Raw genomic sequence first — 21,029 nt, forward strand, 5'->3', positions numbered from 1 at the left:
TCTTTTAGCTACGCTTGCGGGGAAGATTCCTCATGTTTTTCTTCTGCATATACAGGTTTCATCGCAGGAAACAGCAGAACATCTCTTATTGAGTGCTCATTTGTTAAAAGCATAACCAGTCTGTCTATTCCTATGCCTTGTCCTGCAGTCGGTGCCATGCCATAGCTAAGCGCTTCTACAAAATCCAAATCCATCTCATGCGCTTCGTCATCGCCGCTCTCTTTTGACTCAACTTGAGCTTTAAATCTCTCATATTGATCAACCGGATCATTTAACTCGCTAAATGCGTTTGCTATCTCGCGTCCTGCAATGAAAAGCTCAAAACGCTCTGTGATTTCAGGGTTTTTATCGCTTCTTCTAGCAAGAGGAGAGATGTCAACCGGATACTCTGTAATAAAAGTAGGGTTGATAAGTTTCTCTTCAACAAACTCATCAAAAAGTTCGCCTTGAAGTTGACCTAAACTTAGAGTGTTTTTGACTTGAATATTTTTACTATTTAAAAATTCGATGATTTTGTTTTTATCGTCTACTATCTCTTTGGGAACATCTCCGATAGTGTAGAGTGACTCTATCAAGGGCACCTCGCTAAACTTGCCAAAGTCAACTTCCATATCTCCGTAAGGGAGCTGTGTTGGAAGATTTAAATGATCAAAAAGATACCTAAAATACTCTTTCGTGATTTCTATAAGATCTTTATATGTCTTGTATGCCCAATAAAATTCAATAGAGGTAAATTCAGGATTGTGCGTAGCATCCATCCCCTCATTTCTAAAGTTGCGGTTTATCTCAAATACAGCTTCAAAACCACCTACAATAAGTCTTTTTAGATAAAGTTCGGGCGCTATTCTTAAGTATCTGTCAATTCCTAATGCATTATGATGTGTAACAAACGGTTTTGCGTTTGCTCCGCCGGCTATCGGGTGCATCATAGGAGTTTCAACCTCTAAAAAGCCTTTGTCTTCGAAAAAACGGCGAGTAAGAGAGATAACTTTTGAGCGAATTTTAAATGTTTTGCGAACATCCGCGTTCATAATAAGGTCGAGATATCTTTTTCTGTATCTAATCTCTTTATCCGTTATACCGTGAAATTTTTCAGGAAGCGGGGAGATAGCTTTTGTTAAGAGTCTTAAATCATTAGCGTGAAGAGAAAGTTCTCCTTGTCCCGTTACAAACGGATAACCTGAAACTTCTACAATGTCGCCGACTTCGATATTTTTCTTAAAAATATCGTTGTAAAAACCCTCTGGAAAATTATCTCTTGTCACATAGACTTGGAGCATTCCACTCTCATCTTCAATCTTTATAAAACTTGCTTTTCCCATAACTCTAAAAAACTTTATACGACCGCTTAGGGTGTAGTTACGTTTCTCATCTCTTTTGTCCTCTTTATGAACAATGTCTGTATTGACATTTAAAAATTTTTCAATTGTTGTATTTCTTTTTGAGTCATTAGAGTATGGGTTTATTCCCTCTTTTTTAAGAAGTTCTGCTTTGTCAATTCTTTGTTGTATAAGTTTATTATCAAAAACCAATAGTTTTTCCTTTATTTTTTTATGTAAATATTACAGTTGCTAGTTTTGGCACTTTTTACAGATGCCATAAATTTGCATGGAGTGATCATGCATCAAAAATCCAAGTTCCTCGGCAATTTTATGCTGTCTCTCTTCTATCTGTTCATCAACAAACTCTGTTATAGCTCCGCAGAGAGTACATATAAAGTGGTCATGATGATGTTTGGCGCCAAGTTCATACTTTTTCCCCTGCGCGCCAAAAGATAAAGAGGTAACCATATCTGATTCCTCTAAAAGAGAGAGCGTCCTGTATACTGTGGCAATCCCCGTTTTTAAATCCGGAAATTTCTCTTGAATAAGATTATGAAGAGATTCCGGCGTTAGATGCTCATCTGAGTTATAAAGAGTCTCTAAAATAACTTCTCTTTGAATCGTAAACTTTAGATTATTTTTTTTCAAAAGTGCTTTGAAATTTTTAAGCAACTGCTTATATGCAACTGTTTTGTCATTAAAGTCGGTAATAATTTCAGACATATTATTGATCCTTCTTGAGAGATAAATTTTGTTCTATGTTTTGGCTTATCTTTTTTGTAGCATCATCTACAATCTTTATTGATGAATCTATAAGATTACTGCTTACACTCTCTTGTAGAGCTTCTGTGCTCTTTTGTATGGTTTCATTTATATCGTTAGAAATTTCAATCGGGTCAAGTTTCATAATAACACTCCCGGTCTCTACCAATACAGGAAAAACAAAACTATTTTGCATTATCGAGTCAATACTTGCTCTCATGGCTTTAATATTGTAAGCGGCGTATGCAATCACGGCAGCAATAAGAAAAAACTTGCTTGCGCTAAAGACAAATCCCAATAATTTGTCAAATATGCCAAGTCCGCTTAGGGAGCTAAGTTTTTTAAAAATGAGCCCGACAACAACCATCAAAAGCCAAAAAAGTATAAGCGTAACTAAAAAGCCCGTAAAATCGATAGCGGCGCTATTTTCAAACTTAAAAACAGCATCACTGATGAGTTCTCCTACATCTTTGCCTACGCGAGATGCTATAAATATACCGCCGATAATTCCCAAAAGACCGAATAGTTCTTTAAAAAAACCGTTTATAATCCCCTTAAGCCCTAAAAAAAGAACTATAATCAATACGATAATATCAAAATAATTAAATTCCATTATTCACAAACCTTAGATACCATGTTTTTTCCACTGTTTTTGGAGATGTAGAGTGCTTTATCCGCTCTGCCTATAAGAGAGTCTGGGGTGTCATTTTCTAGAAATTTTGTCATCCCTATACTTGCTGTAATAGAGATTTTGTGCCCCATGTAGATGAGATTGTTTGAGCTGATTAGTTTCAACAACCTTTCTGCTATAGCATTAGACTGCTCATCGTTGTTACGACTTAGCACTACCGTGAACTCTTCTCCTCCAAATCTAAAAATTTTATCCCCATCTCTTAAGGCTTTTCTTAAAATATTTGCAATGAAAACAAGAATTTTATCTCCAGTTATATGACCGTAATTGTCGTTTATAGATTTAAAGTTATCTATATCAATCATTAGGACATGCAGTTTGTACGGTATGCTTTTGTCAGAGCACACCCCTTTTAGATAAGAGATAAGGGCTCTTCTATTTAAAACTTTTGTCAGAGGGTCAAGATTCGAAGTTTGCTCTAGCATCTTCACTTTCTGTGAAAGCTCTGAAATTACTTCATTGGCTTTTTTGACCTCATCTGTCATAAAAGATTGAATTTCATTGAATTTATTTGCAAATACCTCTAGATTTATACTCTTGTCACTATATTTTTCTATTGTTTGCTTATTGAGCTGCGAAAGTTCTCCAAATTTATCATTAGTGTTTTTGTAAGAGGTTAAACTCTGTTTTACAATCTCTTTGTAGGAGTTATTAAAAGCTTCTTTGGCATGTTCTATGGAGTCGATATCTTCGTCGTTTATGTTGGAGACAACTTCTATAGCATCTTTTAGATAGCCAACAACCTGCCCTTTAGTTGCCTTTTTCTCCATATTAATACGTTCAAGTAGATTTTCATAAATCTCCTCGATTAGTGCTTTTAAATCGTTTTTTTTCATAATCACATATCCATAAAAAATATGTTGCATTATACATACCTAAGCATAAAAAAAAGCTTTTATATTTTTTTATTAGGTCTAAAAAAGGCAATCAGTGCGATTTTAGGTATTATAATGTAAAATTTCAAAAAATATTTTAAATATATATTAAAAAGGTTTTATACATGAGTATTTGGACACCTTCTAGTTGGAAGCAAAAGCCTATTGTGCAGCAACCGACATATACAAATAGTGATGAATTAAACAGAGTTTTAGCAGAGTTAAAAGAGTATCCGCCGCTTGTTTTTGCAGGTGAAGCTCGTTCGCTTAAAAGTCAGTTGGCAAATGTTGTTGAGGGGAAGGCTTTTTTACTTCAAGGCGGGGATTGTGCTGAGAGTTTTAGCGAGTTTCATGCCACAAATATTCGTGATACGTTTAAAGCAATTCTTCAGATGTCAGTAGTTATGACATATGCGGGGGGCGTTCCTGTGGTAAAAGTAGGGCGCGTTGGAGGTCAGTTTGCAAAACCTCGCTCAAGTGACACAGAGACAATAGGCGGAGTAACGCTAGATGCTTACCGTGGCGATATCATAAATGGTGTTGATTTTACTCCCGAAGCACGCACCCCAAATCCTCAAAGAATGATAAAAGCATACAACCAATCTGCTGCAACGCTAAATCTTATACGTGCGTTTGCAACCGGCGGTTTTGCCGATTTGCATAAAGTTCATCAATGGAATTTGGATTTTACGCATCAGAGTGAGATAAGCAAAAAATATGAAGATTTAGCTGAGGAGATTAGCAAATCATTGAAGTTTATGGAGGCATGCGGTATTACATCCAAAACGCATAGAACTCTACGTGAGACCGATTTTTATACCTCTCATGAGGCTCTTTTGCTCCCTTATGAAGAAGCATTTACTAGAAAAGATTCTACTACCGGCGATTGGTATGACACCTCTGCACATATGCTCTGGATAGGTGATAGAACGCGCCAACTTGATGGTGCTCATGTTGAGTATATGAGAGGCATTAACAACCCTATCGGCGTTAAAGCTGGACCATCAATGGATCCGGAAGATTTAATAAAACTATGTGATATTTTAAACCCTGAAAATGAAGCAGGTCGTCTGAATATTATAGTAAGAATGGGTGCAAATAAAGTGGGTGATGGAATGCCAAAACTTATTCGTGCAATTGAGCGTGAAGGTAAGAAAGTCGTCTGGAGCTGTGACCCAATGCATGGCAACACTATTAAATCATCAAACAATTTTAAGACTCGCCCGGTTGATGCAATTCTTACTGAGATGAAGCAGTTCTTTCAGGTTCATAAGGCTGAGGGCACATTTGCCGGCGGTGTTCACTTAGAGATGACAGGCAGAAATGTAACAGAGTGTATCGGTGGCTCTTTTGTTGTGACAGAAGAAGATTTAAGTTCACGTTACCATACGCATTGCGATCCTCGTTTAAATGCAGATCAAGCTTTAGAGCTGGCATTTTTAATCGCAGACACGCTTAGAGAAGCTCAACAATAGTTAGCACCTTTTGTGCTAGCTATTGTTAATCTCCTCCTCCTTCTCCTGAATACTTAAAAGCTCTTCAACCTTTTGCTCGTATAGATTTCTAAGCTCTTCAAGCTCACGTGCTAGTTGCGCAATGCCTACCGTTTCATAACATACAGGGTTAGCTAGGCAACTATTTTTTTCATCCATTTTAACCTCAAGCTCATCTATTTCAAGAGGAAGTTTTTCTAATGCGATTTTCTCTTTAAAAGTGAGTTTTTGCTCCTTTGGTTTACTCTGTTTTGGTTTTAACTCAATTTTTTTGCTCTCTTTGTCCATCTCGCTTAACTCTTTGAGCTCTTTTTCAAGTTCAAGATACTCCGTGTAGCTTTGGTAACTCTCTTCTATGCGTTTATCCTCTTTAAAAATAAAGAGTTTTTTGGCTATTTTATCTACGAAATATCTGTCATGACTGACTATTATAACTGCACCGCTAAAGTTTATCAGCTGCTCTTCTAGGATATTTATTGTTGGAATATCTAAATCATTTGTAGGCTCATCAAGGATAAGAATATCCACATTTTTTGTAAATAACAGAGCCAGAGCAATACGGTTTTTTTCTCCGCCGCTGAGTATCCCTATCTTCTTGTCTAAAAATTCTCTTGGAAAAAGAAAGTTTTTAAGGTAGCCGTAAACATGCATATCTCGCCCGCGAACACTTACTCTATCCCCGCCATGCGGGCAAAATGTCTCTAAAAGATTCTTCTCATCATCTAGCATCTCTCTGTGTTGGTCAAAGTATCCTATCTTAAATTCGCCTCTTTTTATCACCCCGCTTGTGGGTTCTATGCGTCCTAAAAGAGCTTTAAGTAGAGTTGATTTTCCGCTGCCGTTTGGTCCCACGATGGCTATGACATCTTTTTGCAAAATTCTCGTGTTAAAATCTTTTAACAGCTCTTTGTCTCCAAGTCTTAGCCCCAAATTTTCTACTTCAAAGAGCATTTTCTGCTTGTTGACACTTTTGTCACGGTTAAAGTGTTTAGCTTCTCTCTCAAGCTCTAACGTCATTTTTTTTATTTTTGAGGGGTTAGTTTTAGCATCTTCTCTTAGCGCAAGTAGGCGTTCTTTACGTCCCTCATTTCTTTTAAGTCTTGCTTTTACACCTCTTGAGAACCATTCGTTTTCTCTTTTGAGCAAATCAAGAAGATTTTCATGCTGCTTCTCAAGTGTTCGCATGTACTCCTCTTTTTGAGCTAAATAGTCGCTGTAACCGCCACTATACTCTCGAAGTGAGCAATCCTCTACTTCCACACTTTTTGTAGCTACTCTGTCGATGAAATATCTGTCATGTGAGATAAAAACAAGGGTAAATTTCTCTTTTAAAAGCAGCTCCTCTAAAAACTCAACCATATAAACATCTAGGTGGTTTGTCGGTTCATCAAGTAGTAAAACATCCGGTTTTTGAAGCAGCAGTGATGCCAGAGCAACTCTTCTTTGCTCCCCACCACTGAGCATAACGACTAGTTTATTTTCATACTGTTTAAGGTCAAAATGTTGGATGATTCTCTCAACTTTATCATCAAGATTCCAAGCATTATGATGCTCAATATAGCTAGAGAGCCTCTCATGTTCATCAATGAGTTTTCTATTTTCAAAATCATCCGCAAGTTTAAGCGACAACTCATTGTACTTCTGTTTTGCCTCATTAAGCTCTTTTAGCCCTGCTTCAACCGCTTCACGTACCGTATGACCCTCTTGAAAATCGGGTTTTTGGTCGAGCATTTTTACTTCTAGATTTTGCCTGATTATTCTCTCGCCGCTATCTTGTTCAAGCGTTTTGTTAATAATCTTCATAAGAGTGGATTTGCCGCTGCCATTTTTTCCGATGATAACGATTCTCTCCCCTTCCTCAATATGAAAATTAACATCAATTAAAATTTTTTGCGCTTCGTAATGTTTTGATATATTTAGTAAATCTATGAGTGCCATTAAGTGTTTATATTTCCTTATTTATTATGTTATTATAGTATAAGTTTCATAATAGATAAGTTTGAATATAATCTATTACTTATGAGTAAAAAGAGGAATAAATTATGGCAACAGTAATATCATACGGAGCAGCCCAAATGGTAACGGGTTCATGCCATCTTGTTAAAATAGGTTCTATAAAGGTTTTAGTTGATTGTGGTATGTTTCAGGGAGACGGGGGAAGCATAAAAAATTATGAACCTTTTGGTTTTGAGCCTTCAGATTTGCATTATCTTATCTTAACACATGCACATTTAGATCATATCGGAAGAGTTCCAAAGCTTATAAAAGATGGGTTTAAGGGCAAAATAATTGCGACAGAAGCTACTCGTGATATAGCTAAGATTATGCTTTTAGACGGTGCCGGGATTTTGCAGGAGGAGTATAAGACAATAAGTAGAAAAGCTCGCAGACGCGGCGAGGAAGATACTATTTTAGAGCCTCTTTACACAAAAGATGATGTAAAAGAGGTTTTTGCTAAAAAATGGCTTACGCTAGAATATTATGAGGAGCATAAACTAAAGCAGCACATAAGTGTATCTTTTAAAAATGCCGGTCATATTATGGGAAGCGCTTTTGTTATAATCAATTATCAAGAGCAAAATCAGCATAAGCGCATTGTGTTTTCAGGGGATTTAGGTCCCAAGCAGAGACTGATAATAGATGAGCATGATAAACTTGAAGAAGCAGATGCTCTTTTTATAGAGTCAACATACGGAGACCGTCTGCATAAGTCCTTAGAGCAGAGTATAGAAGAGTTTAAGGAGGCAATTGTCTCGACTCTAAAAGGCAACGGTACGATTTTAATACCCTCTTTCGCGTTAGAGAGAACACAGGAGATACTCTGGCTGCTTCATGAGATGCATGATAGTGGTGAATTGCCAAAATGCCGTATTTTTCTAGATAGCCCGCTTGCTATAAAAGCAACAAAACTTTACAATAAATATCCCGTTCATTTAAGCGATAAGTTAGAGTATCTATCAGGAAGAGGTGGAGACCCGTTCTCGTTTTCCTGGCTTGAAACAACAACTACAAGAAACCAATCCATGGCAATAAACAAGGTAAGGGAGCGCTCTATTATAATTGCAGGGAGTGGCATGTGTAACGGTGGACGTATTATGCATCATCTAAAACATAGACTTTGGAATAGTAGAAATGCAGTTATCTTTGTTGGCTTTCAGGCTGAGGGAACACTTGGAAGGAGCATTGTTGATGGTCAAAAAAGCGTTAAAATTTACGGAGACGATATAATAGTAAAAGCTAAAACGTATACTATTAACGGTTTTTCAGCTCATGCGGATCAAAAAGATTTGATTGACTGGATGAGACCGATTAAGAATTTGAAAAAACTCTATCTAATTCATGGGGAGATGGATAAAATGGAGATATTTGCAACTGCTATAAGAGATGAGTTAGGACAAGAGAGCAATATTATGGAATTTGCAAACTCTATAACTCTTTAGACTCAGATAAATACTCATAGCATAGCTCCTTTGCCGTAAACCAGTCGGCTATGCTTTTATCGTTGTAGTGGAGCTCTCTTTGTGATGCAGGGATGGCGCTGTTGCGTAGTTTTGAGCGAATAATTCCCATAATAATAAAAGCAAGAACTAGAGTCAGTAGCGCTATAAAAAAGTCATAAAGATACCAAGCTGTAAAAGTTGCCACAACTGCGCCGTATTGCAAAAAGAACCTTAATGATAAAGAGATAATTTTGCACCTTTTTGAGCGAATTATCGGGGTTTGTTCCCTTAGCTCAATAAACTCTTCTTGCACGGGCAGCTTATTTTAAAACAAAAACATCAACAACTGAGTTTTCTAAAATGTCAAAAGCAAAAAAGCTTACGTTTTGTGTTGCATGAATTGCCAATAGGTCGTAGTTTATCTCGGCAACCTCTTCTTTGAACTGTTTTGGATTTAAGGAGCTGTTTATAGCAGATGCCGTAATGCTTATCTGCATTGAAAGAGCTAAGGATTTTAAAAATTCATCAATATTTTTCTCGCTCTCTTTTTCTACCGATTCTAGATACTCTTTAATCTCTTTTTCGCCAAATCCATATATATTTATTCGATTGTCAAGTGGAAGATAGTAGAGATTTACAAGCTTAATGTTTGAGTTTGGAAAAATTTTTGCAATTTTTTTAATTGCATCAGCAGACTCTTGAGATAAATCCGTAAGCACTAAAATATTTTGATACTCTATCTCATGATCAATCTTTATAACTAAAACAGGAGTTTGTGCATATTTGATAATCTCTTTTGTGTGTGATCCCATAAGAAGCTCGCTTAAAAAATGCGTCTCACCGCTATTTCCCATGATGATAACATCAGCATTTAAGATTCTTGCAGTGTTTGCCACTTGAACTTTTACTTTTCCGCTTATGCAGTGATAATTCTCATATTTAATTGTGCTAAATTTTTTAACAAGCTTCTTAAAAGTGGTATCTTTAATAGAATCTAAATCTATTTTTTTTGAAAAAAACGAGTTTTCAATTATATGTACGACATGAAGCTCGCCACCCATTTTTTGCGTAAAATTAAGTGCTTTAGCTAAAACTGCATAACTGCTTTTTGAAAAGTCAATTGCGACTAATGTTGTGAACTTTTTCATAATAACTCCAAATTTAAATAATATTTTGTAATCTTCTCAGATAAAACAAAATCTATGATTTTAGCAATATTATATCTAATTAATGTAAGGATTTTGTTACTTTAACATAAAAATAAAAGTGAGTTTTGTTTATAGAATATTCTAATATATTGAGTTTTGAGTGTAAATATTATTTAGTGTCATAGACTCAAAATGGTTGATATAATTTATATTTATTAACTTTTTTTTGCTAATATTCTTTAAAATTTTAACTTAAAAGGATTCAAAAGATGGCAAAACATCAGTTTCAAACGGAAGCAAACCAAATACTAAATCTCATGATACACTCACTGTATTCAAATAAAGAGATATTTTTGCGTGAGTTGGTTTCAAATGCATCAGATGCACTTGATAAGTTAAACATGTTAGTATTAACAGATGCTACATATAAAGGTGTAACGTTTGCACCGCGCATTGATATCATTGCCGATAAAGAGGCAAAAACTTTGACAATCAAAGACAGCGGTATTGGCATGGATGAAGAGGATTTGATGAACAACCTCGGAACTATTGCAAAATCAGGAACAAAAGCATTTTTACAAAATCTAACAGGTGATCAAAAAAAAGACTCCAATCTAATTGGGCAGTTTGGAGTTGGTTTTTACTCATGTTTCATGGTTGCTCATGAGGTTGAAGTAACTACAAAAAAAGCAGGCGAGGAGCAGGCTTATTTATGGAAAAGCAAGGGTGATGGCGAGTTTGAGCTAGAAAAAACAACTAGAGATTCTCATGGAACTACAATTGTAATGCACTTAAACGATGATGAGGGCGAGTTTTTAGAGAGTTATAGAGTTGAAAATATTATTAAAAAATACTCAAATCATATTCCTTTTCCAATTTTTATGGACAAAGAGAAGTATATTCCTGCTAAAAAAGATGACGAGGGCAAAGAGGTAGAGCCTTCAAAAGAGGAGATAGAAAATGTTCAGATTAACCGTGCAAATGCACTTTGGACAATCTCAAAAAGTGAGATAAAAGATGAGGAATATAAAGATTTTTACAGCTCAATCGCGCACTCTTCAGAGGAGCCTCTTTTTTGGATGCACCAAAAAGCTGAGGGTGCTATAGAGTACACCACTCTTTTTTACATACCTAGCAAAGCTCCTATGGATATGTACAGAGTTGACTATCAAACCGGGATAAAACTCTATATCAATCGTGTTTTTATCACAGATGATGAAAAAGAACTTATGCCGACATATATGAGATTTTTGCGCGGGGTAATAGACTCTAAGGATTTACCGCTTAATGTCTCAAGAGAAATCTTACAATCAAACGCAGTTATGGCTAAAATAAAAAATGCTTCAGTTAAAAAAGTGCTATCAGAACTTGCTAAAATGGCTAAAGGCGATAAAGAGAAGTATGATAAATTTTTCAAAGAGTTTGGAAATGTATTAAAAGAGGGACTTTATAGCGATTACGGCAATCGTGAGAAGATTTTAGAGCTTATGAAGTTCAATACCTTAAACTCTAAAGAGATGGTAATGTTTGAGGATTTTTTAAAAAATGTAGATGAAGATAAAAAAGAGATTTATTATATTACTGGCAAAACTTCACTCTCTATGTTGAAAAGTTCACCTGCCTTAGAGAGATTTAAGAGTCGAAATATAGATGTCTTGGTCCTCAATGAAGAAGTAGATACTATTATATTTCCCATGGTAACAGAGTACAAAGAGTATAAGTTTGTACACGTAAGTGATGCTAAATTTGAGGAGAGTGAAGAGGAGAAAAAGGTAGAACAAGAGAGCGTTAAAGAGTTTGAAGGGCTGATTAAAGAGTTTAAAGATGCTTTAGGGGAGAGCGTAAAGTCTGTTGAAGTGACTTTTGATTTAGTAGATTCTCCTGTAAAGTTAAAGGAGGATAAGGAAGATCCTGCTTACATGATGGCTCAAATGATGCGCCAGATGGGACAAGGCACATCCTCTCCGGCTCCTGCTCCAATCTTGCAGATAAATCCTAAACATGAGCTCATTATAAAACTCAAAGAGTCCATAGATCAGAATCTCATAAATGATGCTGCGCATGTTTTATTTGATCAAGCTAAACTTTTTGAGGGTGCTGAACTTGAAGATACCGCAGACTTTATTTCAAGACTTAATAGAATTATTTCAAAGGCAATATAGTTTTTTGTTGTGAGTGCATTTGTAGCACTCACAATTTATTTAAAAGCTCTTGTCTATACTAAGTGTAAGAATAAAAGAAAGTTATGCTATTTTAAATCTATGAATAATAATTTTAAAGAAAAAAGACAGCCTGAAAATATTGAACTTCGCCGTACAATAGATAGATTATTACAAGAGGGAACTGTTTTTATTGAACAAAATTTCAAGGCACTTGATATAACTAGTTACCGCTATGAAATGAGAGAAGCCGTGGAGGAGTTGTCTTTAGACGAAGATACTGTTTATCAGCTTGTAGAAGATTATATTATTCAGATATTAAAATCAAATATAACATTTTATGAGTATATACAAGAGCTTGAAATTGATGAACTTGAAAATAGAGTTCTTGATTATACAAATATTAAAAATTTAGCACATAAAAATCTTGGTGTTGCTAGAAATCTTCGGATTAAAGATGCTGAAAAGATATTAAAAATAATAATACATAAAGAGGATTCGAACTATTTGAAATTGTGTATTAAGGCTTTAGAGATTTCAGCCGTCAAGCTTAATCCGCTTTGTGCTTACGAAACACTGAAGTTGATTCAGGTAAAAAACTCTCTCTAGCTTACTTTTTAAGTGATTTTGAAACCTCTTCTAGTATATTGCTGGGTTTTTTTATGATTGTCTGCTCCTCATCTTGCATTGGTAGTACAAAAGCTAACAATATAAAAATAAACGAAAAAATAAGTCCAATAAGCATGGCGAGAATTATTTTCAGTTTGAACTCATTCATACCCTGAATCAGTCCAATTTATTGAGTCTGTTTGTAGTCATATAAATCCAAAACTCTTTGTGTGAATATCCCTTGTTTAAAAAAAATATTTGCAAAACAGTGACTCTGTAAAGCGTAACTATCATTTTTGCATACGGTATAAAAAGACTGAAGCTAACAAGCAGTGACTGCTCTTTGTCTCCCTTTGATTTAATCATCTCTTGCATGCCTATGTTTTTACTAAGGTAGACTCCAAACATTATAGAGAAAACAAAATTTAATATAAACCCAAATATAAGATATGCAACAAAATCCTGCTCATTTATTCCGGCAATCATAAATATATTCCTTAATTAATTAGTAAAGATATTCTAACCAAAGAAAACTTTTTTATTCATAAGTTTTTATTTTAGCTTTGGTAAAAAAGGTTCCAAAGGGAATAAGCGAAGCGATAAAGAAAATAATATTTTCTTTATAAGACCACTTTGCTTCGTGCCAAGCTTTAACTAAAAGCAGACAAAAAAGAATAAAAAGTATCCCATGAATCATGCCGACAACTTTTACTGCCGAGGGAATATCCATAAAGTATTTCATAGGCATCGCAATAAGAACAAGTGCTAAATATGAGTAACCTTCTATCGTGTTTATATGTCCGAATTTGACGACATTCTCATTTTTCATATTTATACCTATACTATTTTTTTATGAATTATATAATCATATGGTAACAATTTGGCTATTTATAAAAATTAAAAAAATGGCAATAAGGCTTTTTAAACATTAATATTATACAATAAGCGCGAAATATAAAAAGAGGTATATTGATATGGATACTAACCTTGTAGTAGAGGGCATAAAGTTTATGGGACTGGGAATGGGTGCAGTGTTTTTGTTCCTAAGTGTAATGATTTTTTTGATGAGCATAATGTCAAAAATCATACATAAATTCTTTCCTGAAGTTCAGCCGAGTACGAGCTCTTCCTCATCAGGTACTCAAGATAATCAAAAAAAAATAGTTGCGGCAATAACGGCAGCAATTAAATTTCATAGAGAAAGTTAAGGATAAGTATGGCTAAAAAATATATAGATATAATGGATACGACCTTTAGGGATGGTTTTCAGTCTGTCTTTGGCGGTCGTGTATTAATGAACGATTTTTTCCCGGCAGTAGAGGCGGCAAAAACTGCGGGAATAACTCACTTTGAGTTTGCCGGCGGCGCTAGGTTTCAATCCTTGTATTTCTATCTTAGAGAAGATGCTTTTGAGATGATGGACAAGTTTCGTGAAATAGTCGGACCTGATGCAAATCTTCAAACTTTAGCACGTGGCGTAAATACCGTAATGTTAGACACAGGCTCTAAAGAGCTTATTGATTTGCACGCAAAGATGTTTAAAAAGCACGGTACGACAACAATTAGAAACTTTGATGCGCTCAATGATGTTGAAAATTTGAAATATTCAGGTGAGCGAATCGTTCATCATGGACTCAAGCATGAAATTGTTGTGACTATGATGGATCTTCCTCCTGGTTGTTACGGCGCACATACTGTAGAGTTTTACGAAAAAACACTACGAGAGATACTTGATAGCGGAATTCCATACAGCAGTATCTGTTTTAAGGATGCTTCCGGTACGTCAAATCCGCAAAAAGTGTTTGAAACTATTCAGATGGCTAGACGTTTGATTCCTGAGGGAACACACTTAAGACTTCATACGCATGAGACTGCAGGTGTTTCAGTTGCGGCATATATGGCAGCTCTTGAAGCTGGTGTAGATGGGATAGATATGGCAGCATCGCCTGTGAGTGGTGGAACAAGCCAGCCTGATATTTTGACTATGCTTCATGCAACTAAAGGTATGGATTATGACCTTGGTGGGCTTGAAATAAATAAAATATTAACTTATGAAAAAGAGCTTCAAAGCTGTCTTTCAGATTATTTTATGCCTCCTGAAGCAACAATGGTTTCTCCGATAATTCCGTTCTCTCCAATGCCCGGTGGTGCACTTACTGCAAATACTCAAATGATGCGAGATAATGGCATTTTTGATAGATTTCCAGAGGTTATTGCTGCCATGACTGAAGTTGTAGAGAAAGGTGGCTACGGAACATCTGTTACTCCTGTTTCACAATTTTATTTTCAACAAGCACTTAATAATGTTATGCAAGGACCATGGAATGCAATAGCTCCTGGTTATGGAAAAATGGTGCTTGGTTATTTTGGTAAAACTCCAGTTGCACCGGATCCTGAAGTTGTAAGAATCGCTTCTGAGAAGTTGGGTTTAGAACCTACGACAGAAAAGGCTCTTGATTTAGCAAATGCAGACGAGAGTAAATCATTAAATACCTGGATTAACAAGCTTAAAGAGGAAAATATCGAGATTACTGAAGAGAATATCTTCATTGCAGCAGCTTGTCATGACAAAGGTATCGCTTTTCTTAAAGGCGAAGGTGAGTTGAATGTTCGTAAAATATCAGAAATGAAAAAAGAAGAAGGAAGCAAAAATATGGGTAATGGAAGCTATACTGTAGTTGTTGATGGTCAAAAATTTAGTGTTCAGGTTGCAGAGGGTGATGTTAATATTCAAGTTACTGAAGTAAACGGAGAGAGCGTAGAACCTTCAACTCCTAAAGTAGTTACAACATCAGGTACCCAGTTAGATATAAAAGCTCTTTTACCAGGCAGTGTTTGGAAATTAGTTGCTAATCCAGGTCAGAGCGTAAAAGAGGGCGATGTTATTTTGATTTTAGAGTCTATGAAAATGGAAATAGATATTGTGGCTCCAAAAGGCGGAGTTATAAAATCAATAAATGTTGCTACTAACGATAAAGTAGTCGAAGGTCAAGTCGTAGCAGTGCTAGGGTAATTTAGATGAAAAAAAATGTTATAAAAATTCTTACACTCTTGATGCTTTTTAGCTTTAGTTCTGTTTATGCTTCAACTCCTGTTGCTGATACTGTCTCACCTGAAGTGAGTACAAAAAAAGTTGAAACATATCAAGTGCAATCCTTTGGCGAGATGATTGCCGGCTTTATAAACTCTACTGGAATCAGCTCTTTTATAAGTCCAAGTCCTGACGAATTAAGTTCCCATGGCGAGAAAATGAGTGATTTTCATAAATCTTGGGGCAGGATTATTATGATATTAATTACTTTCTTGCTCTTTTATCTTGCAATTGCAAAAGGTTTTGAACCGCTGCTTCTTTTACCTATAGGGTTTGGCGGTCTTTTGGCAAATATTCCAATTGCTGGAATTGCAGGACCTGGTGGATTTTTGGGCATTATGTATGAGATGGGCTTGGCAAACCAGTTTTTTCCAATACTTATTTTTATGGGTGTCGGTGCTATGACTGATTTTGGTCCCTTGCTTTCAAACCCAAAAACTGCACTCTTAGGCGGCGCGGCACAGTTTGGAATATTTGGAACACTAGTTGGAGCAGTTGCGCTTGCGCAATATACACCACTTTTTGATTTTACACTCCAACAAGCTTCTGCAATTTCAATAATTGGCGGTGCTGATGGACCAACCTCCATTTTTATAGCCACTAAGTTGGCTCCTGAGCTTTTAGGAGCAATTGCAGTTGCATCATATTCATATATGGCTATGGTTCCTATTATACAGCCTCCTATTATGAAGGCACTAACGACAGATGCGGAGAGAAGAATAAAGATGAGCACCATGCGCCATGTTTCTCGCTTAGAGAAGTTGGTTTTCCCGATTATGGTTTTAGTGCTTGCTATTTTAGTGCTTCCTGATGCAACGCCTCTAATAGGTGCGTTTATGTTTGGTAACTTCTTAAAAGAGAGTGGCGTTGTTGATAGACTCTCAGATACTATGCAAAATGCTTTAATAAATATAGTAACTATATTTTTAGGTTTAGCTGTTGGTTCTAAGCTTGCGGCAGATCAGTTTTTGGTTGCTGATACTTTAGCCATTTTAGTGCTTGGTATTATTGCGTTTTCTGTGGGAACTGCGGCCGGTGTTATAATGGCAAAAACAATGAATCTTTTTCCTGGAAACAAGATAAATCCATTAATCGGTTCAGCTGGTGTTTCTGCCGTTCCAATGGCTGCTCGTGTATCTAATAAAGTTGGTATGGAGTATGACCGCTCTAATATGCTTTTAATGCATGCTATGGGTCCAAATGTTGCAGGAGTTATCGGTTCAGCTGTTGCGGCAGGTATTCTTATCTCACTCTTTAGTTAAGCGATTTTTATTAAAAATCAGAGCTATATTAGGCTCTGATTTATGATGGCTTTAAGATTTAACGTTTTTCATACTCATAACTTCTACAATAAGAGGAATTATATTTTGACTTTTTGTCTTATCTATAAATCCATCTGCACCTAAGACTTCAGCTTCTCTTTTATTGTTTGAACCGGTCATTGAACTATTTACAATAACGGGTATATTTTTAGTTTTTGAAGAGCCTTTTAGTAGTTTAACTACTGTAAATCCTGACATTTCAGGCATCTCTATATCTGTAATTACGGCAGGTATTTCTGAAGCATTATCACCTAGAGAATCTATATAATCAATAAGAAGTTTTCCATTGTCAAAGAGTTTCATAGATATGTTGGCATTTTTAAAAATCTGCATTAGATGCTTTTGCGCTGTTTTAGAATCCTCTGCTACTAAAACTGTTCCATTTTTTAGCTTGCTAGGCATTTCTATATCTTTTAAATTTGCAGGAGATTCAAGTACATTTACCATGGCTTGCGGGATAACGTCTGCTAAGAGTTTTTCATAATCTAGAACAAGACATAAACTTCCATCTTCAAGCCTTGTGTCGTTTATGACTAGATTGTCTTCTCCCATTCTGTAGCTTTTAGGGGCATGCATTTCATTCCAGTTTTTCTTTAAAACTCTATAAGCAGACATAATTCTTAAACCGATTACGATTCCATTAAAGTCGCAAACAAGAATGTTTGATAAGCTTTTCTCCTCTTTTGAAAGAGATATTCCTAGCCATAACGGAAGATTTAGTATGGGAATTTGCATCCCGCGAAGAACGATTGTGCCCTCAAGCATCTTGTGCGATGAGGGTATTTGAGTTATGAAATGATTTTTTGATTCCACGACTTCACGTGTTTTAAAAACATTTATAGCATAATATGCAGAGTCTGTTTTGTTACTAACTCTAAATACTAAAAGTTGTAGTTCATTATTTTTTGCTAAGTTTGTAGCAGCATCTACCTTGTCTAAAACGGACATTTACAGCCTTTAAATTATACTTGTGCCAATTAAAAAATCATATCGAAATTATGATGAAATATGCTTGAATGTTAATAATGAAATGGTAAAATTAACATAATTATTTTAAGTTAACCTTATAAGGAGTGTTTAATGAGAATTTTTATTGTTATTGCTTTACTTTTTAGCCTTTGCTATGCAAAGGTGTACTATGCAAAGGTTGAGCCTTATGAGGTAAGAGATATATCTTCAAATATCTCCGGTTTAGTAGTTAGCGCAGATGAGACCATGATAGGAAAAGTTCTTTCTTCTAAAGCATATATAGAGATTGATTGTGAAGTTGATGAAAAAGAGCTTAAGCTTACAAGAGAAAAATTGATGTATATAAAAAACAGTCTAGAGATAAATGAGGCTGTTCTAGTTAACTTGGAAGATTCACTTGCAAAAAAAAGAGATAACTATAGAAAAATTGAGCCTTTGAAATTTAAATCTTCGGTTGAAAAAGATAGAGAGTTTTATGATTTGATTACAAGTGAAAATCTCTATCTAAACACAAAAAAAGAGATTCAAAATTTAAAAGTACAAATATCGGATTTGCGATTAAAAGAGGTTCAACTTGAGAGAAGCATCAAAGATAAAAAATTAGTCGCAGAGGGTTTTGTCCTCTATGAGTTGCTTGTAAAACCGGGTCAAGTTGTAGGAATGGCTGCTCCTTTGGCAAAGGTTGCCGATGTATCTAAAGCTCTGCTTAGTATATATCTTGATGAGTCGGATGCTTTAGATGCAAAAAAGATGATTATATATATTGAGGGTGAAAAAACTCCCTATAAAGTTTCGAGACTTTTAAATATTGCAGATAGTAAAAATATATCTAAGTACATGGCTCAGATAGTCATAGACTCTCCAAAGCTTTTTTCTAAGCTTGTAAAAGTAGAACTAAGAAATGAGTAAGATTACGGCATGTCCTCTAGACTGCTATGATGCCTGCGAGATTTTATTTAATGATGGGAAGTTGAAAGGTTTAAAAAGTGGACATACGCATGGTTTTTTGTGTCCTCATCTGAATCATTATGAAAAATATACAACTATTAAAAAGCCCAGATATAAAGGGGTAGAGATAAGTCTCGAAGATGCGCTTTTAAAACTTAAGGAGATGATACTCTTGCATGAGAAGAGTGAAATACTGCACTATCGCGGGAGCGGAAATTTTGCTTTGATGCAGGAGGTTACAGATCATTTTTTTGCTTCTTTGGGAGCTGTTTTAACACAAGGAACTCTTTGTGATGGAGCAGGGGAGGCGGGAATAATTCAGGGTAGAGGCAGTAACAAAAATATGCCTATACATGAAGTGGCAAAATCTGAGGTCGTAATATTTTGGGGAAGAAATCCTCATACAACCTCTAGCCATCTTCTGCCTCTTATAAAAGATAAAAAAATTATTGTTATAGATCCCATTAAAACAAAAATAGCAAAGATGGCGGATTTGCATCTTCAGCTAAAACCGCATACTGATCTTTTTTTGGCAATGCTGCTTAGCCGTTTTTTGCATATACAAAACGGATGCAATGAGGAGTTTTTAGAGGCATATGCAAGCGAATATGAAGAGTATTATGAGCTGACGCAAAATATTAGAATAAAAGCAGTTCTTGATCAAATCAACGTCTCCTTGGAACAACTCGGAGATATATTGGACTTGGTAAAGGGTAAGAGAGTTGCTATAGTCTGTGGTGTAGGGATACAAAAATATAGCAACGGTGCTGATGTCATGAGGGCAATAGACGCATTTGCTGTGATGCTTGGTCTTTTTGGCAAAGAGGGATGCGGTGTTAGCTATCTTGGTTCTTCAAGAGCAGAGATAGTTATGCCTTTTAATCAAAAAGCAAAAAAAATCTCAAAGGTAGATACGGAGTTCGCGGATTTTAAAACTGTTTTTATTCAGGGAGCAAATCCACTCTCACAGATGCCAAATTCGCTCAGAGTAAAAGAGTCAATCGCTAAAGTGCAAAATATCGTCTATTTCGGGCTTTATGAGAATGAGACAAGCAAGATTTCTGATTTGGTAATACCTGCTAAGAGTTTTTTATATAAAAATGATATCAGAACCTCATACTCTAATAATGTGATGTCCTTTATGCCTAAAGTTGCAAACAGTGATATTGGGATAAGTGAGTATGATTTGAGTGCTTATTTGTGCAGAGAGTTTGATATCGAGCTTGAGAGTGAGGAGTTTTATATAAAGTATTTTAAAAATTTTGCAGTACAGAAGATAGATGGCTCTTGGTATGTAGAAAACAGAGAAGATATACCGTACAAAGATGGCTTTGATACAAAGACGAAAGAATTTTTATTTTTAGATGAGTTAGACTCAAAGATAGATGAAGATGACAGATTTCATCTAATTACTTGCAAAAGTCAAGCGAGCTTAAATTCACAATTTAATCCAGAGAAGAGCGTATATCTGAACCGTTGTTTGGGATACAAAGAGGGAGAGATGGTAACTGTATCTTCAGTAGATGGAAGCGTAGAGCTAATGGTTAAGCACTGTGATGATTTGCGTGAGGATTGTGTTTTAATCTACAGCGGAACAAGAGGCGTTAATAATTTAACAACTTCAAAACATGCACTCTATGCAAAGAGTGCGATATTTCAAGAAAACAGAGTGGAGATAAATAGATGAGTGATAATATAGTAGAGGTAGATAAAAAGTATGTTTTACCGACTTATGCAAGAGCGGATGTTGAGTTTGTAAGTGGTGATAATGCAAGATTGGTTGATTCAGATGGTAAAAAATATATAGATTTTGCCTCAGGTATAGCAGTTGTTAGTGTGGGACATGCAAACAAAAGAGTAAATGATGCTATCTGCAAACAGCTCTCTAATTTAACGCATACGTCAAACCTCTACTATATTGCTCCGCAGGCTCGTGCGGCAAAGAAGATAGTTGATGCCAGCGGCTATGATATGAAGTGTTTTTTTGCAAACAGCGGAGCCGAGGCAAATGAGGGAGCTATAAAGATAGCTAGAAAATTTGGTGAAAGAGACGGAGAGATAAAAAGATATAAAGTAATAACTCTTCAGCACTCTTTTCACGGCAGAACGATTACGACGGTAAAAGCAACGGGTCAAGAGAAGATGCATAACTATTTTGGACCTTACCCTGATGGATTTGTATATGCGGATAATATAGATC

At 35.7% G+C, this 21,029-nt stretch carries 21 protein-coding genes; 10 read left to right on the forward strand and 11 right to left on the reverse strand.

What is annotated here, in order from left to right:
* Window positions 1–8 precede the first annotated feature (8 nt).
* From lysS to M0Q17_RS03690, 4 genes are read right to left on the reverse strand one after another with little or no spacing between them, the layout of a single operon-like run.
* A complete protein-coding gene (gene lysS / locus M0Q17_RS03675) occupies window positions 9–1,532 on the reverse strand; it encodes a lysine--tRNA ligase (RefSeq protein WP_295083408.1) in 1,524 nt (507 codons plus the stop codon).
* Window positions 1,533–1,571: 39 nt separating this feature from the next.
* Window positions 1,572–2,045: a Fur family transcriptional regulator gene (locus M0Q17_RS03680; protein ID WP_295083410.1), complete on the reverse strand. Its 474-nt coding sequence runs from the start codon at window positions 2,043–2,045 to the stop codon at window positions 1,572–1,574.
* A 1-nt stretch (window position 2,046) separates the two neighbouring features.
* Window positions 2,047–2,697, reverse strand: coding sequence for a CvpA family protein (locus M0Q17_RS03685; RefSeq protein WP_295083412.1), 651 nt, complete (start codon window positions 2,695–2,697; stop codon window positions 2,047–2,049).
* Window positions 2,697–3,641: a GGDEF domain-containing protein gene (locus tag M0Q17_RS03690; RefSeq protein WP_295083414.1), complete on the reverse strand. Its 945-nt coding sequence runs from the start codon at window positions 3,639–3,641 to the stop codon at window positions 2,697–2,699. The genes M0Q17_RS03685 and M0Q17_RS03690 overlap by 1 nt, the downstream gene beginning before the upstream one ends.
* Before the next feature lie 134 nt (window positions 3,642–3,775).
* Here M0Q17_RS03690 and M0Q17_RS03695 point away from each other — a divergent pair, with 134 nt between their 5' ends.
* A complete protein-coding gene (locus M0Q17_RS03695; protein ID WP_295083416.1) occupies window positions 3,776–5,125 on the forward strand; it encodes a class II 3-deoxy-7-phosphoheptulonate synthase in 1,350 nt (449 codons plus the stop codon).
* A gap of 15 nt (window positions 5,126–5,140) precedes the next feature.
* Here the strand turns inward: M0Q17_RS03695 and M0Q17_RS03700 are convergent, their stop codons facing one another.
* Window positions 5,141–7,081 (reverse strand): ABC-F family ATP-binding cassette domain-containing protein, encoded by a 1,941-nt coding sequence (locus M0Q17_RS03700; protein ID WP_295083418.1) that lies wholly within the window; start codon window positions 7,079–7,081, stop codon window positions 5,141–5,143.
* Between the two features lie 104 nt (window positions 7,082–7,185).
* Here M0Q17_RS03700 and M0Q17_RS03705 point away from each other — a divergent pair, with 104 nt between their 5' ends.
* Entirely contained in the window at window positions 7,186–8,583 is a 1,398-nt protein-coding gene (locus tag M0Q17_RS03705; protein ID WP_295083420.1) for an MBL fold metallo-hydrolase, read from the forward strand.
* Here M0Q17_RS03705 and M0Q17_RS03710 read toward each other — a convergent pair.
* Entirely contained in the window at window positions 8,570–8,806 is a 237-nt protein-coding gene (locus M0Q17_RS03710) for a hypothetical protein (protein WP_295083422.1), read from the reverse strand. The two genes, M0Q17_RS03705 and M0Q17_RS03710, sit on opposite strands and share 14 nt — an antisense overlap.
* A gap of 97 nt (window positions 8,807–8,903) precedes the next feature.
* Entirely contained in the window at window positions 8,904–9,731 is an 828-nt protein-coding gene (locus M0Q17_RS03715; protein WP_295083424.1) for a universal stress protein, read from the reverse strand.
* Window positions 9,732–10,000: 269 nt separating this feature from the next.
* Between M0Q17_RS03715 and htpG the strand changes: the two genes are divergently transcribed.
* Both htpG and M0Q17_RS03725 read left to right on the forward strand, forming a co-directional pair.
* Window positions 10,001–11,893, forward strand: a complete 1,893-nt coding sequence (gene htpG / locus M0Q17_RS03720) for a molecular chaperone HtpG (protein WP_295083425.1) — start codon at window positions 10,001–10,003, stop codon at window positions 11,891–11,893.
* Between the two features lie 99 nt (window positions 11,894–11,992).
* Window positions 11,993–12,499 (forward strand): hypothetical protein, encoded by a 507-nt coding sequence (locus M0Q17_RS03725; protein ID WP_295083427.1) that lies wholly within the window; start codon window positions 11,993–11,995, stop codon window positions 12,497–12,499.
* Between the two features lies 1 nt (window position 12,500).
* On the opposite strand, the gene M0Q17_RS03730 is transcribed toward M0Q17_RS03725, so the two are convergent.
* Genes M0Q17_RS03730 through M0Q17_RS03740 form a run of 3 tightly spaced genes read right to left on the reverse strand, consistent with a single transcriptional unit; the run spans window position 12,501 to window position 13,328 of the window.
* Window positions 12,501–12,668, reverse strand: coding sequence for a hypothetical protein (locus M0Q17_RS03730; RefSeq protein WP_295083429.1), 168 nt, complete (start codon window positions 12,666–12,668; stop codon window positions 12,501–12,503).
* Window positions 12,669–12,676: 8 nt separating this feature from the next.
* Window positions 12,677–12,985, reverse strand: coding sequence for a hypothetical protein (locus tag M0Q17_RS03735; RefSeq protein WP_295083431.1), 309 nt, complete (start codon window positions 12,983–12,985; stop codon window positions 12,677–12,679).
* 52 nt (window positions 12,986–13,037) lie between these two features.
* Window positions 13,038–13,328 (reverse strand): DUF3817 domain-containing protein, encoded by a 291-nt coding sequence (locus M0Q17_RS03740; RefSeq protein ID WP_295083433.1) that lies wholly within the window; start codon window positions 13,326–13,328, stop codon window positions 13,038–13,040.
* Window positions 13,329–13,473: 145 nt separating this feature from the next.
* On the opposite strand from M0Q17_RS03740, the gene M0Q17_RS03745 reads away from it, so the two are divergent.
* Genes M0Q17_RS03745 through M0Q17_RS03755 form a run of 3 tightly spaced genes read left to right on the forward strand, consistent with a single transcriptional unit; the run spans window position 13,474 to window position 16,852 of the window.
* Window positions 13,474–13,707: an OadG family transporter subunit gene (locus M0Q17_RS03745; RefSeq protein WP_295083435.1), complete on the forward strand. Its 234-nt coding sequence runs from the start codon at window positions 13,474–13,476 to the stop codon at window positions 13,705–13,707.
* An 8-nt stretch (window positions 13,708–13,715) separates the two neighbouring features.
* Window positions 13,716–15,512 (forward strand): biotin/lipoyl-containing protein, encoded by a 1,797-nt coding sequence (locus M0Q17_RS03750; protein WP_295083437.1) that lies wholly within the window; start codon window positions 13,716–13,718, stop codon window positions 15,510–15,512.
* A 5-nt stretch (window positions 15,513–15,517) separates the two neighbouring features.
* Window positions 15,518–16,852: a sodium ion-translocating decarboxylase subunit beta gene (locus M0Q17_RS03755; protein ID WP_295083439.1), complete on the forward strand. Its 1,335-nt coding sequence runs from the start codon at window positions 15,518–15,520 to the stop codon at window positions 16,850–16,852.
* Window positions 16,853–16,903: 51 nt separating this feature from the next.
* Here M0Q17_RS03755 and M0Q17_RS03760 read toward each other — a convergent pair whose 3' ends face one another.
* Window positions 16,904–17,860, reverse strand: a complete 957-nt coding sequence (locus tag M0Q17_RS03760) for a chemotaxis protein (RefSeq protein ID WP_295083442.1) — start codon at window positions 17,858–17,860, stop codon at window positions 16,904–16,906.
* 132 nt (window positions 17,861–17,992) lie between these two features.
* On the opposite strand from M0Q17_RS03760, the gene M0Q17_RS03765 reads away from it, so the two are divergent.
* The 3 genes from M0Q17_RS03765 to M0Q17_RS03775 form a co-directional block, all read left to right on the forward strand.
* Complete coding sequence (locus M0Q17_RS03765) at window positions 17,993–18,790, forward strand: HlyD family secretion protein (RefSeq protein ID WP_295083444.1); 798 nt, start codon at window positions 17,993–17,995, stop codon at window positions 18,788–18,790.
* Window positions 18,783–20,516 (forward strand): molybdopterin-dependent oxidoreductase, encoded by a 1,734-nt coding sequence (locus M0Q17_RS03770; protein WP_295083446.1) that lies wholly within the window; start codon window positions 18,783–18,785, stop codon window positions 20,514–20,516. The genes M0Q17_RS03765 and M0Q17_RS03770 overlap by 8 nt, the downstream gene beginning before the upstream one ends.
* On the forward strand, window positions 20,513–21,029 hold a 517-nt coding region (locus M0Q17_RS03775), incomplete at its 3' end, for an aminotransferase class III-fold pyridoxal phosphate-dependent enzyme (RefSeq protein ID WP_295083448.1). The genes M0Q17_RS03770 and M0Q17_RS03775, both read left to right, overlap by 4 nt.

Origin of the sequence: Sulfurimonas sp., assembly GCF_023229105.1 — a bacterium.
Taxonomy (GTDB): domain Bacteria; phylum Campylobacterota; class Campylobacteria; order Campylobacterales; family Sulfurimonadaceae; genus Sulfurimonas.